The organism is Cupriavidus sp. CP313 (assembly GCF_054072015.1).
Genome location: NZ_JBSVZB010000006.1, coordinates 241,223 through 254,353 on the forward strand (window position 1 = coordinate 241,223; position 13,131 = coordinate 254,353).

Genomic DNA, 13,131 nt, shown 5'->3' on the forward strand with positions numbered 1-13,131 from the left:
GGCTGCGGAGGCCTGTTTGCGCGGGCCGCCGCAGCGCAGGGTTAGCTGTACTGCGTCACGATCTCTCCGACCGTGCGCAGGATGTCGCGGCGGCGATAGCCGAGCAGGGCGGTCTCGGCCGCATCCGGCTCGTAGTAGAGGGTGTTGCCCCGGCCGAAGCAGATGGCCGAGTCCGGCAGCAAGGGATGCTCCTGGTCGATGACAGGCGGCACCGGGCGGCCCGCGTCGCGGAAGAAGGCGCCGAAATAATCCTGGAACGACAGGTTCTCGTCACCCACGAGGTAGGCCTTGCCGTTTTCACCGCGCAACAGGGCGCCTTCGATCGCTTCCGAGAGCGAAGTGGCCGAGATGAAATTGACGCCGCCAGGCGGCGCGAAATCCGGCATCGGCGCAAAGTTGCCGCGGGCGTAGTCGGTATAGGCCTTGAACATCGGTACCGTCATGCCCGGCACTGTGCCTACGACGAACGGCGCGTTCACGCTGCTCACGCGGAAGGCATCGGTGGCCAGCGCGCGCACGCCTTCGTCGGCCAGCTTGCGCGAGCGGATGTAGGCGTTGTCCTCGACCAGCTGCGGCTGCGCCTGCGGGTAGAAGCTGCCGACGTGGACGGCGACCCGGATCCCGGCATCGCGCGCCGCGCGCAGGAAACGCGGCACGCCCTCGATGTTGGCGCGTTCCCAGTGTGCGGCTTCGTCGCCGCCAGGCGGCACGTGGCGCACATCGTTGCCGGCGGCGAAGACCAGCGCGTCGAAGGCGCCGAGCTGCGCGGCCGGCACGTCGTTGGCGATGTAGTCGCAGCGCAGGAAGTCCAGCCCGCCCAGCGCCGTGCCGGGCGCGGGGCGGTTGCGCCCCGCGATGGTGACCTCGTGCCCGCGGCTGCGCAGGTGCAGGGCCGCGTGGCCCCCGATCATGCCAGTGCCGCCGACGATCAGTATCTTCATGCTTGTCTCCTTGGTGGGGTGGTGTGGCCGCGGTGCGCGGCCATCAGAGGTTCATGCCGTTGCCGCCGATGACCGGCATGTTGGTCCACGCGCCCTTGGGGTCGCGATACCAGCCGGCCGCGGCCAGGGCGCCGCCATTGACATGCAGCGCCGTGCCGGTGATCCAGGCCGCGCGCGGGCTGGCCAGGAACAGGATGCCGTCGGCAATGTCGCGCGGCGTACCGAAGCGACCCAGCGGAATCCAGCGCGGGATATGGTGCTGGTGTTCCGCCGCGACCATCTGCGACACCGGAACCTGTGGCGTCTCGGTGGTCTCGGGGGCGATCAGGTTGACGCGGATGCCCGCCGGCGCCAGCTCCAGTGCCAGGCTCTGCGTGAAGCCGGTGATGGCGGCCTTGAAGGCGCCGTAGACGCTGCAGTACGGAATGCCGCGGAAGCCCTCGATCGACGACACCGTGACGATGCTGCCGGCGGCACTGCGCCGCAGCAGCGGCAGCATGGCGCGCGTGACGGTGAAGACGTGGCCCAGGTTGGCGGCGTACAGGCTGGCGATCTCGTCGTCGGCATAGTGCTCGAACGGCTTGGCGATGCGCAGGAAATCGCCGACGTTGTTGACCAGTACGTCCAGCACGCCGAAGCGCTGTTCGACCTGCGCAGCCAGTTCGCGCACGGTGCCGGCATCGGTGGCATCGCCCTGTACCACCAGCACTTCTGCGCCGGGCTTGCCCAGCAGCGCCCGGGCTTGCTCGGCGCGCTGTGCGTCGATCTCGATCAGCGCCACGCGCGCACCCTGTTCCAGGAAGGCTTGCGCGGTGGCGAGCCCGATGCCGGCGCCGCCGCCGGTGACCAGCACGGTCTTGTCGGTGAAATCCATCTGAGTCGTTCTCCTTCGGTTGCACTGCGGTGTGCGGCCATTTGATCGGCGGCAGGCGGGACGGGCATCGTCCGATTGCAGGTCAGGGAAAACACTGAGAGGGCGCAAACCAGGGCAAACATGAGCGCTGCGCGCCGGACATCGGCAGGCAGCCTCCCTATAATCTGCGCTGCCCAGGTGCCGCAGAGCACCGGTCAGTCCACGCATGGGGTGTGGAAACAGGAGACAGACAATGTTGATGGCGACCGTTGAGGCGCAAGGGGTGGCGTCGCCCTGGTTTGCGCAGTCCGGACTGAGCCTGCCGCATTTCAGCGCGCTGCTGGCGGCGGTCTACGAAGGGCCGATGGAACCCGTGCCCTGGGGCCGCGCGCTGGAAATGCTGCGCAAGCAACTTGGTGCCAGCTATGTGAGCTTCATCCTGCGCTCGCCCGCGAGCGACCGCAGTGGCATCGCGGTGCACGCGTCGCAGGACGGCACTTCGCTGGAGGCCGAGGCGTCGTACAACACCTACTACTACGCCATCGATCCCTTTATCAACCTGCCCACCGACCGGGCCGTGACGGTCGACGAAGCGATGGGCGCCGGCAACTGGTGCCGCAGCGAGATCTACCGGCAGTTCCTGCAGCCGCTTGGCGTGCGCTACCTGCTGGGCGCGGACATCCGCACCGAAGACGGGGTCGAGTGCCGGCTGCGCGTCTGCCGCCAGCACGACGCGCAGGACTTCTCCGCGGTGGACAAGGCGGCCTGCGCCACCATCCTGCCGCACCTGAGGCGCGCGGTCCGGCTGCATTCCAGGCTGGATGTGGTCGAATCGGAGCGCAGCCTCTATGCGGGCGCGATCGATCGCATGCTGGTGGGCATGGTCATCCTCGACGCAGCCGGCGCGATCCTGAAGAAGAATGCGGAAGCCGACGAGATCCTGGCGGAGAACGACGGCATCCGCCTCAACGGCGGCAACTTCGAGATCGCCTACGCACAGGAAAGCCGCAAGTTCCAGTACCTGCTGCGCCGCGCCCAGATGGGGCACCACGGCAGCGCGCCGGCGCTGGCCGAAGCCATGTCGATCACCCGTCCCTCGGGGCGCGGCAAGCTCGGCGTGCTGATCCGCACCATTCCGCTCAGCGAATGGTCGGAAGACCACCGGCATCGCCCGGCCTGCGCGGTCTTTATCCGCGATCCCGAGCGCAAGTCGCGCGCCTCGCACGAGGTGGTGCGCAAGCTGTTCGACCTCACGCCCGCCGAAACCGCGCTGGCGCTGGTGCTTGCCGACGGCATGACGCTTGACGAAGCCGCCGAGGCGCTGGGCACCAGCAAGAACACGGCCCGCGCCCACCTGCGCGCGATTTTCTCCAAGACCGGGGTCACGCGGCAGGCCACGCTGGTGCGCATGCTGCTGAGCAGTGTCGTGACGCTGGGCTGAGCGCCAGGGCGTCATCCACGCACGCGTGTTCCCAGGCACGCGTTGCTTCCCCCCGATGATCGGTCCTCCTAGTCCGAATGGAGGATGAGACCCGCCATCCGCGCCCCTAGCATGCATCCGACAAGCGGGCGCGGCACACGGATGGCACGTCAGACGGACGCAGCGGCGCGTGCTGTCCACGCCCGGTCCTGTTCCTCGCACGCATCAACCTGTCCGGCCCCGGCCGGCACCTGTACCAGGGAGCGTGGAGCATGGAAAAAGTCATCTATATCGTCTGGCGCGATTCTCAGACCGAGCCGTGGGAGTTCGCGCGCCGGCTGCGCACGACGCTTGCGGACAAGCTGTTGGCGCTGGGCGCACGCGGACTGCAGGTGAACGTGGCGGATGACGCGGTGTTGCCGGCCGCGGGCCTGCGCCAGGCGAATACCCGCCCGCAAATGGAAGGGCTGGTCTCGGTCTGGATGGACAGCGCCATCGACCGCCTGCGGCAGCCGTTCGACCAGGCGATCGAGGCCGCCGTGGGCCGCATGGCCGGCTACCTGGTGACGGAGTCCCAGCCTATCCGCAATACACGTTTCCCGGCCGCGCCGGGCGAACGCACGCCCGGCTTCGCGCAGCTTGCCTTCCTTACCCGGCCGCCCCGGCTTACGCCGCAGGCCTGGCTGGACATCTGGCACAACCACCACACGCCGGTGGCGGTCGAGACCCAGGACAACTTCCTCTACGTGCAGAACGTGGTGGTGCGGCCGCTCACCTACGCCGCGCCGCACTACGACGCCATTGTCGAAGAGGGCTTCCCCGATGCGGCGATGACCGACCCGCAGGCGTTCTTTGACGCGGCCGGCGACGAAGACAAGTTCCAGCGCAACCTGCAGGCCATGATGGAAAGCTGCCAGCGCTTCATCGACTTCGACAAGATCGACGTGATCCCCACCAGCCAGTACCTCGTGCGCCCGGCAGCGGCCTGACGCCCGCGCCGGACCGGCTAGTCCCACTGGACGATGTGCCGGGCTGCAGCGCACGGAAGAATGGTCCCATCAGCCAGCAGTGGCAACGAACCTGAGGAGACCGGCATGTTGGATATCCGTGCGCTTGGCTACATCGTGGTCGAGTCCACCGACCTGGGGCAATGGCGGCACTATGCCGAACAGGTGCTGGGCATGGCCTGTTCCGGCGCCCCCGGCGGTGCGCTGTACGTGAAGATGGACGAGCGCGACTACCGCTACCTGGTGGTGCCGGGCGCGCGCGACCGCTACCTGGCATCGGGCTGGGAGCTGGCCGACGAGCCGGCCTACCGTCATGCGCTCGACACGCTGCGCCAGGCCAAGGTGGAGGTCGTGCACGCCAGCGCCGCGGAACTGGCACAGCGCCGCGTGCAGGCCATGGCCTGGTTTGCCGATCCCTCGGGCAACCGCCATGAGATCTCCTGGGGCATGCGCTCGGACTTCCTGCGCTTTGTCTCGCCGGTGGGCGTGCCGCGCTTCATCACGGACCCGATGGGGGCGGGCCATGCGGTCCTGCCCGCGCCGGCCTTCGATCAGACCTATGCCTTCCTGTGCGAGGTGATGGGTTTCGGCCTGTCCGACATCTTCCGCGTGCGCTTTACCAACGACCCGGCCGAACCGGAAAAGCGCATCCACTTCCTGCATTGCGGCAACGCCCGCCACCACAGCCTGGCGATCTTCGAGATGCCGTCGGAAGCCGGCTGCATCCACGTGATGGCCGAGGTCCCCGACATGGCCGAGGTGGGCCGCGCGCTGGACCGCGTGCAGCAGCACGGCGTGAGGCTCTCCGCCACGCTGGGCCAGCACTGCAATGACCGCATGACTTCCTTCTACATGAAGACCCCCGGCGGCTTCGACCTCGAATTCGGCCACGGCGGCCTGGTGGTGGACTGGAGCCACCACGCCGCCTACGAGGCCACGCGCGTCAGCCTGTGGGGACACGACTTCAGCATCGGATACCGCTAAACACACCATGACCAAGACAATCGACAAGACCATGAGCGCGGCCGACGTGGTCGGCCAGCTCGCCGATGGCATGACCATCGGCATCGGCGGCTGGGGCCCGCGCCGCAAGCCGATGGCGCTGGTGCGCGAGATCCTGCGCTCGCCGCTGAAGGACCTGACCGTGGTCGCCTACGGCGGCCCCGAGGTGGGCATGCTGTGCGCGGCCGGCAAGGTGCGCCGGCTGGTGTTCGGCTTTGTCTCGCTCGACGTGATTCCGCTCGAACCCTACTTCCGCCAGGCGCGCGAGCGCGGCGTGCTGGAGGTGACGGAGCTTGACGAAGGCATGCTGCAGCTGGGCCTGCGCGCCGCGGCCGCGCGCCTGCCGTTCCTGCCGACGCGCGCCGCGCTGGGCACCGACGTGCTGGACCAGAACCCACAGCTGAAGACGGTGCGCTCGCCCTATGCCGACGGCGAAGTGCTGGTGGCGATGCCGGCGATCGAGCTCGATGCCGCGCTGCTGCACGTGAACGACAGCGATGTGCTCGGCAACACCCGCATCGACGGCCCCGATCCGTTCTTCGATGAATGGTTCGCACGTGCCGCGCACCGCTGCTATGTGAGCTGCGAAACGCTGCACCCGCGCCTTGAGGATGAAGACCTGGCGCGCGCGCGCAACAACGCCTTCGAGCGCTCGCTGGTGGCGGGCGTGGTGCACGCACCCGGCGGCGCCCATCCCACTTCCTGCGCGCCGGCCTACGGCTGGGACCTGCCCGCGCTGAAGGCGTACTGCGCCGGCGCCGAGGCCGAGGACGGCTTCCGCACCTACCGCGACGAAGTGGTGGGCGCGAGCGAAGCGGCCTACCTGGAGCGCATCGGCGGCCTTGGCCACGTGCACGACCTGCCGCTGCCGGTACTTTGAACCCGCCAACCCAAGGAGCGACCGTGAGCGCCACTTATGAATTCACCCGCGCCGAGCTGATGATTGCCGCCGCCGCCCGCGAATGGCGCGACGACGGCGAGGTGCTGGCCACCGGCATCGGCACCGGCCCGCGCATCGCCGCCGGCCTGGCGCGGCTTGCGCACAACCCGGGCCTGCTGCTGACCGACGGCGAGGCCTACCTGGTGGAAACGCCGGTGCCGCTGGGCCCGCGCGAGCCCGGCTACAAGGTGCGCGCCAGCGGCTGGATGGGCTACTCGCGCGTGTTCGACTGCCTGTGGGGCGGGCGGCGCCACGCGCTGGTGATGCCGACGCAGATCGACCGCTTCGGCCAGGCCAATATCTCCTGCCTGGGCGGCACGCATGCGCAGCCCAAGACCCAGCTGCTGGGCGCGCGCGGCTTTCCCGGCAACAGCATCCACCACGCCAACTCCTTCTTCGTGCCCGCCCACAGCACGCGCGCGTTCGTCGCCGGTGAAGTCGACATGGTCTGCAGCGCAGGCTACAACCCGGCTCGCCAGATCGAAGGCATGCGCAGCTTCGTTGACCTGCGCGTGATCGTCACCGACCTGTGCGTGATGGATTTCGGGGGGGCTGACCATGCCATCCGCGTGCGCTCGCTGCACCCGGGCGCGAGCTTCGACCAGGTGCAGGCGGCCACGGGCTTTGCGCTGGCGAATACACCCGGCGAGGCCCTGCCGGAGACGGCGCCGCCGACACCGGAAGAGCTGCGGCTGATCGCCCAGCTTGATCCGCACAACCTGCGCGCGGCAATCGTGCGCGGCAATCCTTCCGGACGCGTGTGAGGCCGACATGACAACGCCAGCTACCGAAGCCATCAGCCTTGGCCCTAATGCCGAGGTGCTCTACCAGGTCGCGGACGGCATTGCCACCGTGACCATGAACCGGCCGCAGTTCCACAACGCGCAGAACTCCAGGATGACCTATGCGCTGGACGAGGCCTACCGGCGCGCCGCCGCGGACGACGCGGTCAAGGTGATCGTGCTGCGCGGCGCCGGCAAGCACTTCTCGGCCGGGCACGACATCGGCACGCCGGGACGCGACATCAACGAGTCCTTCGAGCGTGCCTCGCTCTGGTATGACCATGTCAACAAGCCGGGCGGCGAGTTCCTCTATGCCCGCGAGCAGGAGGTCTACCTGGGCATGTGCCGGCGCTGGCGCGAACTGCCCAAGCCGACCATCGCCATGGTGCATGGCGCCTGCATTGCAGGCGGGTTGATGCTGGCCTGGGTATGCGACCTGATCGTGGCGTCGGACGATGCCTTCTTTGCCGATCCGGTGGTGCGCATGGGCATTCCCGGCGTGGAGTACTTCGCGCATCCCTACGAGCTGCATCCGCGCATCGCCAAGGAGTTCCTGTTCCTGGGCGAGCGCATGGGCGCCGAACGCGCCGAGCGCATGGGCATGGTCAACCGCGTGGTGCCGCGCGACGCGCTGGAAGACACCGTCTACGGTATGGCCGCAAAGGTTGCGCAGATGCCGCGGCTGGGCCTGACGCTGACCAAGCAGGCGGTCAACCATGTGGAAGACCTGCAGGGCAAGCGCACCGCGATGGATGCCGTCTTTGCCTGGCACCACTTCGCCCATGCGCACAACGAACTGGTCAGCGGCGACAAGCTCGGCGGCTATGACGCGCGCGCCATGGCCGCTTCGCAGCGCACCGGCAGCGAGGACAAGGCATGAGCACCGCGAGCCTGCACACCGTGCTGTGCGACCTGCTGGGCTGCCGCTACCCCATCGTGCAGACGGCGATGGGCTGGGTGGCGGATGCGAAGCTGGTCGCGGCCAGCGGCAATGCCGGGGCCTTCGGCTTCCTGGCCGGCGCCACGATTCCGCCCGGCGAGGTCGAGCGCGAGATCCTGCGCGTGAAGGCCCTCAGTGACCGGCCCTTCGGCATCAACTTCCACATGTTCCAGCCCAACGCGGATGAAGTGATCGAGATGGCGATCCGCCACCGGCTGCGCGCCGTCAGCTACGGGCGCGGCCCGGACGCGAAGATGATCGGCAAGCTCAAGGCGGCAGGCGTGGTCTGCATGCCGACCGTCGGCGCGGCCAAGCATGCGGCCAAGGCCGTGGAACTGGGTGCGGACGTGGTCACCGTGCAGGGCGGCGAGGGCGGCGGCCATACCGGCGGCACGCCGACGACGCTGCTGCTGCCGCAGGTGCTGGACAGCGTGAGCGTGCCGGTGGTGGCCGCCGGCGGCTTCTTCGACGGCCGTGGACTGGCGGCGGCACTGGCCTACGGCGCGGCCGGCGTGGCCATGGGCACGCGCTTCCTGATGTCGGCCGAATCGCCGGTGCCGGCGCCAACGCTGGAGCGCTACGTCAAGGTGCGCGACCCGGCCAGCATCCGCGTATCGCTGGCCATTGACGGCCTGCCGCAGCGAATGATCGACAACGAGCTGCTGCTGGCGCTGGAGAAGGCCGGTCCGCTGCGGCGCACCTGGCTGGCGCTGACGGCCGCGCGCAAATGGCAGGCGCGTACCGGCATGCGCAGCGCGCAGATGCTGGCCACCGCCTGGCGCGCGATGCGCGAGCAGGACTACAGCGCCGCCCAGACCCTGATGGCCGCCAACGCGCCGGTGCTGATCCAGCGCGCCATGGTGGAGGGATGCCCCGATGAAGGCGTGCTGCCCAGCGGCCAGGCAGCCGCGGCGATCCGGGCCATTGAATCCTGCGAGCAGATCGTGGCCGGCATGGCCGCGCAGGCGCAGGCGCGCCTTGCGGCGCTGGCTGGCGCCGGACTGGCTGCAGCGGCCTGACCCACAGACAGAGGAAACCATGCAAATTAACCACAAGACCGGGCCGTTCCGCATCGACACCGCCGACGGCATCGCCGAACTGGTGATCGACCATGCGCCCGTCAATGCGCTCGACAGCGCCGGCTGGCATGCGCTGGCCGCCGCGATCGACCAGCTGGGCACCGATCCCGCCGTGCGCGTGATCGTGCTGCGCGGCGAAGGCCGCGGCTTCTGCGCCGGCGTCGACATCAAGGAGCTGGCCGCGCATCCGCAGCGCATCGTCGATGTCAACGCCGGCAACTACGCTACCTTCCGCGCCGTGCACCGCAATCCCAAGCCGGTTATCGTGGCCGTGCACGGCTTCGTGCTGGGCGGCGGCATCGGCATCTGCGGCGCGGCCGACATCATCGTGGCCGCCGATTGCGCGCGCTTCGGCGTGCCGGAGATCGACCGCGGCGCCATGGGCGGCGGCGCCCACCTGCAGCGCATGTTCGGCGTGCAGAAGGTCAGGGCGATGTATTTCACCGGCGAGATGATCGATGCCGCCGAGGCGTACCGGCTGGGCGCGGTCGAGCGCGTGGTGCCGCGCAGCGAGTTGCGCGACGCCGCCATGACGCTGGCCCGCCAGATCGCCGCCAAGAGCCCGGCCATGCTCCAGCTGGCCAAGGAAGCGCTCAATGGCGTGGAAGACGGCAACCTCGAGGACAAGTACCGCTGGGAACAGGGTTTCACGCTGCAGGCCTATATGAGCGCCGATTCCGGCGAGGCGCGCGCCGCCTTTGTCGAAGGCCGCGAGGCCCGCTTTGCGCAGGGAGAGCGCGATGCAGCTTGAATACACCGACGCACAGCGCGCCTTCCGAGCCGAGGTGCGCGACTGGATGGCCGCGCACGTGCCGCGCACGCCGCTGGCGAGCTTCGATACCGAAGCGGGCTTCGCCCAGCACCGCGCCTGGGAAGCCACGCTCAACCAGGGCCGCTGGAGCATGGTCACGTGGCCGGCCGAACTGGGCGGGCGCGGCTGCGACCTGATCGAGTGGCTGATCTTCGAGGAAGAGTACTGGCGCGCCGGCGCGCCGATGCGCGTCAACCAGAACGGCATCTTCCTGCTCGGGCCCACGCTGATGGAATTCGGCACCGAGGCGCAGAAGGCGCGCTTCCTGCCGCGCATGGCCTCGGGCGAGCATGTCTGGGCGCAGGGCTGGTCCGAGCCGAACGCCGGCTCGGACATGGCCGCGATCCGCTGCAGCGCGATCCGGCAGGGAGATGACTATGTGATCAACGGCCAGAAGATCTGGTCGACGCGGGCGGTGTGGGCGGACTGGCTGTTCGGCCTGTTCCGTACCGACCCGGCCTCGACGCGACACCATGGCCTGACCTTCATCCTGATGCCGCTGGACACGCCCGGCATCACCGTGCGCCCGATCCGCCAGCTCAACGGCCAGACCGGCTTTGCCGAGATCTTCTTCGACGACGTGCGCGTGCCGGTGGAAAACCGCCTGGCCGCCGAAGGCGCCGGCTGGCAGGTGGCCATGGCCACTGCCGGCTTCGAGCGCGGCCTGATGCTGCGCTCGCCGGCGCGCTTCCAGGAAACCGCCCGCGCGCTGGTCAGGCTGTACCAGGCCAACCGCGAGGCGGCGGACCGCGACCCGTCTCTGCGCGAGGCAGTGCTGCGCGCCTGGATGGACGCCGAGGCCTACACGCTCTCCACCTACGCCACCGCGAGCCGCCTGGTGCGGGGCGGCCATATCGGCGCGGAGTCGAGCACGAACAAGGTGTTCTGGTCCGAGCTGGACATCCATATGCACGATACCGCGCTCGCCATCCTGGGGCAGGGGGCAGAGGTCGCGCCGGACGGCCAGCCGCCGGGTTCGCTCGGCCACTGGCTGGACGGCTTCCTGTTTTCGCAGGCCGGCCCGATCTATGCCGGCACCAACGAGATCCAGCGCAATATCGTCGCCGAGCGCTTGCTCGGCATGCCGCGCGCATGACGGCACCCGGGGAAAACACCATGGATTTCGCATTGACCGAAGAGCAGGAACAGTTTGCCGACGCGATCCGGCGCTTCCTGATGACCGAGATGACGCCCGAGCTGACGCGCGAGCTGTGGGCCACCGAGTCCGGCCGCTCCGACGCGCTGTGGCGCCAGCTTGCCGACCAGGGGCTGACCGCGGTGATGGTGCCGCAGGAGCAGGGCGGACTTGGGCTGGGCGAGGTCGAATGGGCGCCGCTGGCGCAGGCCTGCGGCTACTTTGCGCTGCCCGAGCCTTTGCTCGACACCGCGCTGGTCGCGGCCGGGCTGCTGCGTGACGCGCTCGCGGCAGCGCCGAACGCCTCGGTGCGCGAACGCTGCGCCACGCTGCTGGAGCGCATCGCCCCCGGCGATGCCCGCGTGGCGGTCGCACATCCGCAAGAGCGGCTGGTTGCCGACGCCCATGTCGCCGACGCCATCCTGTGCGCGCACGAAGGTGCCGTGCACCTGCTGCGGCCCGACCAGGCCGTGCTGACGGCGCGCACCGGGCTCGATCCTTCGCGCCGTCTGTTCGAGCTGGCGTGGACGCCGGCCGCGGATACAGAGCTGATCCCGTCCGGCAGTGGCCTGTGGAACAGCGCGCTGAACCGCGGCGCGCTCGGCGTGGCCGCGCAGCAGCTGGGCCTGACGCAGCGCATGCTGGACCTGGCGATCGACTACAGCGCGCAGCGCAAGCAGTTCGGCAAGGCCATCGGCGCCTACCAGGCGGTCAAGCACCTGCTGGCCGACGTGGCGATCCAGCTTGAATTCGCCAGGCCGGTGCTGCTGCGCGCCGCCGCAGCGCTGGCGCATGGCCTGCCCGATGCGGGCCTGCATGTCTCGCACGCCCGCGTGGCCGCCGCGCGCTGCGCGTGGAGCGCGGCGCGCCAGGCCATCCAGGTGCATGGCGCAATGGGCTACACCTGGGAGCTGGACCTGCAGATCTTCACCAAGCGGGCCTGGGCCCTGGCGGGAAGCTGGGGCGACCGTGCCTTCCACAAGGCGCGCATAGGCGCGCACATCCTTGACGGCGCGCATGACATCGGCGCCGGCGCCACCTTCGCCTGATTCCAAAGAGAGCAAAGACCATGAAAGACGCCTATATCGTTGATGCCCTGCGCACGCCCACCGGGCGCCGCAAGGGCGGACTGTCGCACATGCACGGCGCCGACCTGGGCGGCTTCGTGCTGGCCGAGCTGGTGCGCCGCAACGGCATCCCGGCCAAAGACTATGACGACGTGGTGTTCGGCTGCGTCGACACCATCGGCCCGCTGGCCGGCAATATTGCCCGCAGCGCGTGGCTGGCTGCCGGCCTGCCGTTGACGGTGCCGGGCGTGACCGTGGACCGCCAGTGCGGCTCCTCGCAGCAGGCCGTGCACTTTGCCGCGCAGGCGGTGATGAGCGGCACGCAGGACGTGGTGATTGCCGGCGGCGTTCAGACCATGACGCAGATCCCGATCTCGTCGGCCATGCTGGCCGGGCAGGCGTTGGGGTTTGCCGACCCGTTCTCGGGCAGCAAGGGCTGGCAGGCACGCTTTGGCGATGCGCCGGTGTCACAGTTCCATGCCGCGCAGCGCATTGCCGATCACTGGAAGCTGTCGCGCGAGGCGATGGAAGCCTACGCGCTGGCAAGCCATCAGCGCGCCGCCGCGGCCATCGAAGGCGGTCGCTTTGCGCGCGAGATCGTGCCGTGCGAAGGCGTGAAGCATGACGAGACGCCGCGCCCCGATACCACGCTGGCCAGGATGGCTGCGCTGGAAGCGCTGATGCCCGGCAGTTCGCTGACCGCGGCCGTGTCCAGCCAGACCGCCGATGCCGCCGCCGCGCTGCTGATCGTTTCAGAAGACGCGCTCAAGCGCTACCAGCTCACGCCCCGTGCGCGCATCGCGCATATGAGCGTGCTGGGAGACGACCCGCTGTGGATGCTGACCGCGCCGATCCCTGCGACCAAACGCGCACTGGCGCGCAGCGGCCTGCGCCTGGCCGATATCGACGTGGTCGAGATCAATGAAGCGTTCGCCTCGGTGGCGATGGCGTGGCTGGCCGAGACCGGCTACGCCCCGGAACGCACCAATCCCAACGGCGGCGCCATCGCACTGGGCCACCCGCTGGGCGCCACCGGCGCGCGCCTGATGACCACACTGCTGCACGAACTGGAACGAACCGGCGGGCGCTACGGCCTGCAGACCATGTGCGAAGGCGGTGGCCTGGCCAACGTCACCATCATCGAACGCTTGTAA

Annotated in this window: 13 protein-coding genes; 11 read left to right on the forward strand and 2 right to left on the reverse strand. The window is 69.2% G+C overall.

Annotated features, from left to right (window positions below):
• Positions 1–41 precede the first annotated feature (41 nt).
• Together ACW4E8_RS11575 and ACW4E8_RS11580 are read right to left on the reverse strand one after the other, a co-directional pair.
• Entirely contained in the window at positions 42–941 is a 900-nt protein-coding gene (locus ACW4E8_RS11575; protein WP_456804632.1) for an NAD-dependent epimerase/dehydratase family protein, read from the reverse strand.
• Positions 942–984: 43 nt separating this feature from the next.
• The gene (locus tag ACW4E8_RS11580; protein ID WP_456804633.1) at positions 985–1,815 is read right to left on the reverse strand and encodes an SDR family NAD(P)-dependent oxidoreductase; all 831 of its coding nucleotides are present in this window, start codon (positions 1,813–1,815) and stop codon (positions 985–987) included.
• 232 nt (positions 1,816–2,047) lie between these two features.
• On the opposite strand from ACW4E8_RS11580, the gene ACW4E8_RS11585 reads away from it, so the two are divergent.
• The 11 genes from ACW4E8_RS11585 (at position 2,048) to ACW4E8_RS11635 (ending at position 13,131) form a co-directional block, all read left to right on the forward strand.
• Positions 2,048–3,235, forward strand: a complete 1,188-nt coding sequence (locus ACW4E8_RS11585) for a helix-turn-helix transcriptional regulator (RefSeq protein WP_456804634.1) — start codon at positions 2,048–2,050, stop codon at positions 3,233–3,235.
• Positions 3,236–3,486: 251 nt separating this feature from the next.
• On the forward strand, positions 3,487–4,203 hold the full coding sequence (locus ACW4E8_RS11590) for an EthD domain-containing protein (RefSeq protein ID WP_456804635.1): 717 nt from the start codon (positions 3,487–3,489) through the stop codon (positions 4,201–4,203).
• A 105-nt stretch (positions 4,204–4,308) separates the two neighbouring features.
• A complete protein-coding gene (locus ACW4E8_RS11595) occupies positions 4,309–5,205 on the forward strand; it encodes a VOC family protein (RefSeq protein WP_456804636.1) in 897 nt (298 codons plus the stop codon).
• Between the two features lie 7 nt (positions 5,206–5,212).
• Positions 5,213–6,103 carry a CoA transferase subunit A gene (locus ACW4E8_RS11600; RefSeq protein ID WP_456804637.1) on the forward strand — a complete coding sequence of 297 codons (891 nt, stop codon included), beginning with the start codon at positions 5,213–5,215 and terminating at the stop codon, positions 6,101–6,103.
• Between the two features lie 23 nt (positions 6,104–6,126).
• On the forward strand, positions 6,127–6,927 hold the full coding sequence (locus tag ACW4E8_RS11605; RefSeq protein WP_456804638.1) for a CoA-transferase subunit beta: 801 nt from the start codon (positions 6,127–6,129) through the stop codon (positions 6,925–6,927).
• Positions 6,928–6,934: 7 nt separating this feature from the next.
• Entirely contained in the window at positions 6,935–7,825 is an 891-nt protein-coding gene (locus ACW4E8_RS11610; protein ID WP_456804639.1) for an enoyl-CoA hydratase, read from the forward strand.
• Entirely contained in the window at positions 7,822–8,904 is a 1,083-nt protein-coding gene (locus tag ACW4E8_RS11615) for an NAD(P)H-dependent flavin oxidoreductase (RefSeq protein WP_456804640.1), read from the forward strand. Before ACW4E8_RS11610 ends, ACW4E8_RS11615 begins: the two co-directional genes overlap by 4 nt.
• Before the next feature lie 19 nt (positions 8,905–8,923).
• Complete coding sequence (locus ACW4E8_RS11620) at positions 8,924–9,715, forward strand: enoyl-CoA hydratase family protein (protein ID WP_456804641.1); 792 nt, start codon at positions 8,924–8,926, stop codon at positions 9,713–9,715.
• Positions 9,705–10,871: an acyl-CoA dehydrogenase family protein gene (locus tag ACW4E8_RS11625; RefSeq protein WP_456804642.1), complete on the forward strand. Its 1,167-nt coding sequence runs from the start codon at positions 9,705–9,707 to the stop codon at positions 10,869–10,871. Before ACW4E8_RS11620 ends, ACW4E8_RS11625 begins: the two co-directional genes overlap by 11 nt.
• A gap of 20 nt (positions 10,872–10,891) precedes the next feature.
• Positions 10,892–11,959 carry an acyl-CoA dehydrogenase family protein gene (locus ACW4E8_RS11630; protein WP_456804643.1) on the forward strand — a complete coding sequence of 356 codons (1,068 nt, stop codon included), beginning with the start codon at positions 10,892–10,894 and terminating at the stop codon, positions 11,957–11,959.
• 20 nt (positions 11,960–11,979) lie between these two features.
• Complete coding sequence (locus ACW4E8_RS11635; RefSeq protein WP_456804644.1) at positions 11,980–13,131, forward strand: acetyl-CoA C-acetyltransferase; 1,152 nt, start codon at positions 11,980–11,982, stop codon at positions 13,129–13,131.

Bases quoted from the DNA above. Each gene is read 5' to 3' on its own strand.
- ACW4E8_RS11575 (WP_456804632.1), bottom strand. From the start codon at position 941: ATGAAGATACTGATCGTCGGCGGCACTGGCATGATCGGGGGCCACGCG.
- ACW4E8_RS11580 (WP_456804633.1), bottom strand. From the start codon at position 1,815: ATGGATTTCACCGACAAGACCGTGCTGGTCACCGGCGGCGGCGCCGGC.
- ACW4E8_RS11585 (WP_456804634.1), top strand. From the start codon at position 2,048: ATGTTGATGGCGACCGTTGAGGCGCAAGGGGTGGCGTCGCCCTGGTTT.
- ACW4E8_RS11590 (WP_456804635.1), top strand. From the start codon at position 3,487: ATGGAAAAAGTCATCTATATCGTCTGGCGCGATTCTCAGACCGAGCCG.
- ACW4E8_RS11595 (WP_456804636.1), top strand. From the start codon at position 4,309: ATGTTGGATATCCGTGCGCTTGGCTACATCGTGGTCGAGTCCACCGAC.
- ACW4E8_RS11600 (WP_456804637.1), top strand. From the start codon at position 5,213: ATGACCAAGACAATCGACAAGACCATGAGCGCGGCCGACGTGGTCGGC.
- ACW4E8_RS11610 (WP_456804639.1), top strand. From the start codon at position 6,935: ATGACAACGCCAGCTACCGAAGCCATCAGCCTTGGCCCTAATGCCGAG.
- ACW4E8_RS11615 (WP_456804640.1), top strand. From the start codon at position 7,822: ATGAGCACCGCGAGCCTGCACACCGTGCTGTGCGACCTGCTGGGCTGC.
- ACW4E8_RS11620 (WP_456804641.1), top strand. From the start codon at position 8,924: ATGCAAATTAACCACAAGACCGGGCCGTTCCGCATCGACACCGCCGAC.
- ACW4E8_RS11625 (WP_456804642.1), top strand. From the start codon at position 9,705: ATGCAGCTTGAATACACCGACGCACAGCGCGCCTTCCGAGCCGAGGTG.
- ACW4E8_RS11630 (WP_456804643.1), top strand. From the start codon at position 10,892: ATGGATTTCGCATTGACCGAAGAGCAGGAACAGTTTGCCGACGCGATC.
- ACW4E8_RS11635 (WP_456804644.1), top strand. From the start codon at position 11,980: ATGAAAGACGCCTATATCGTTGATGCCCTGCGCACGCCCACCGGGCGC.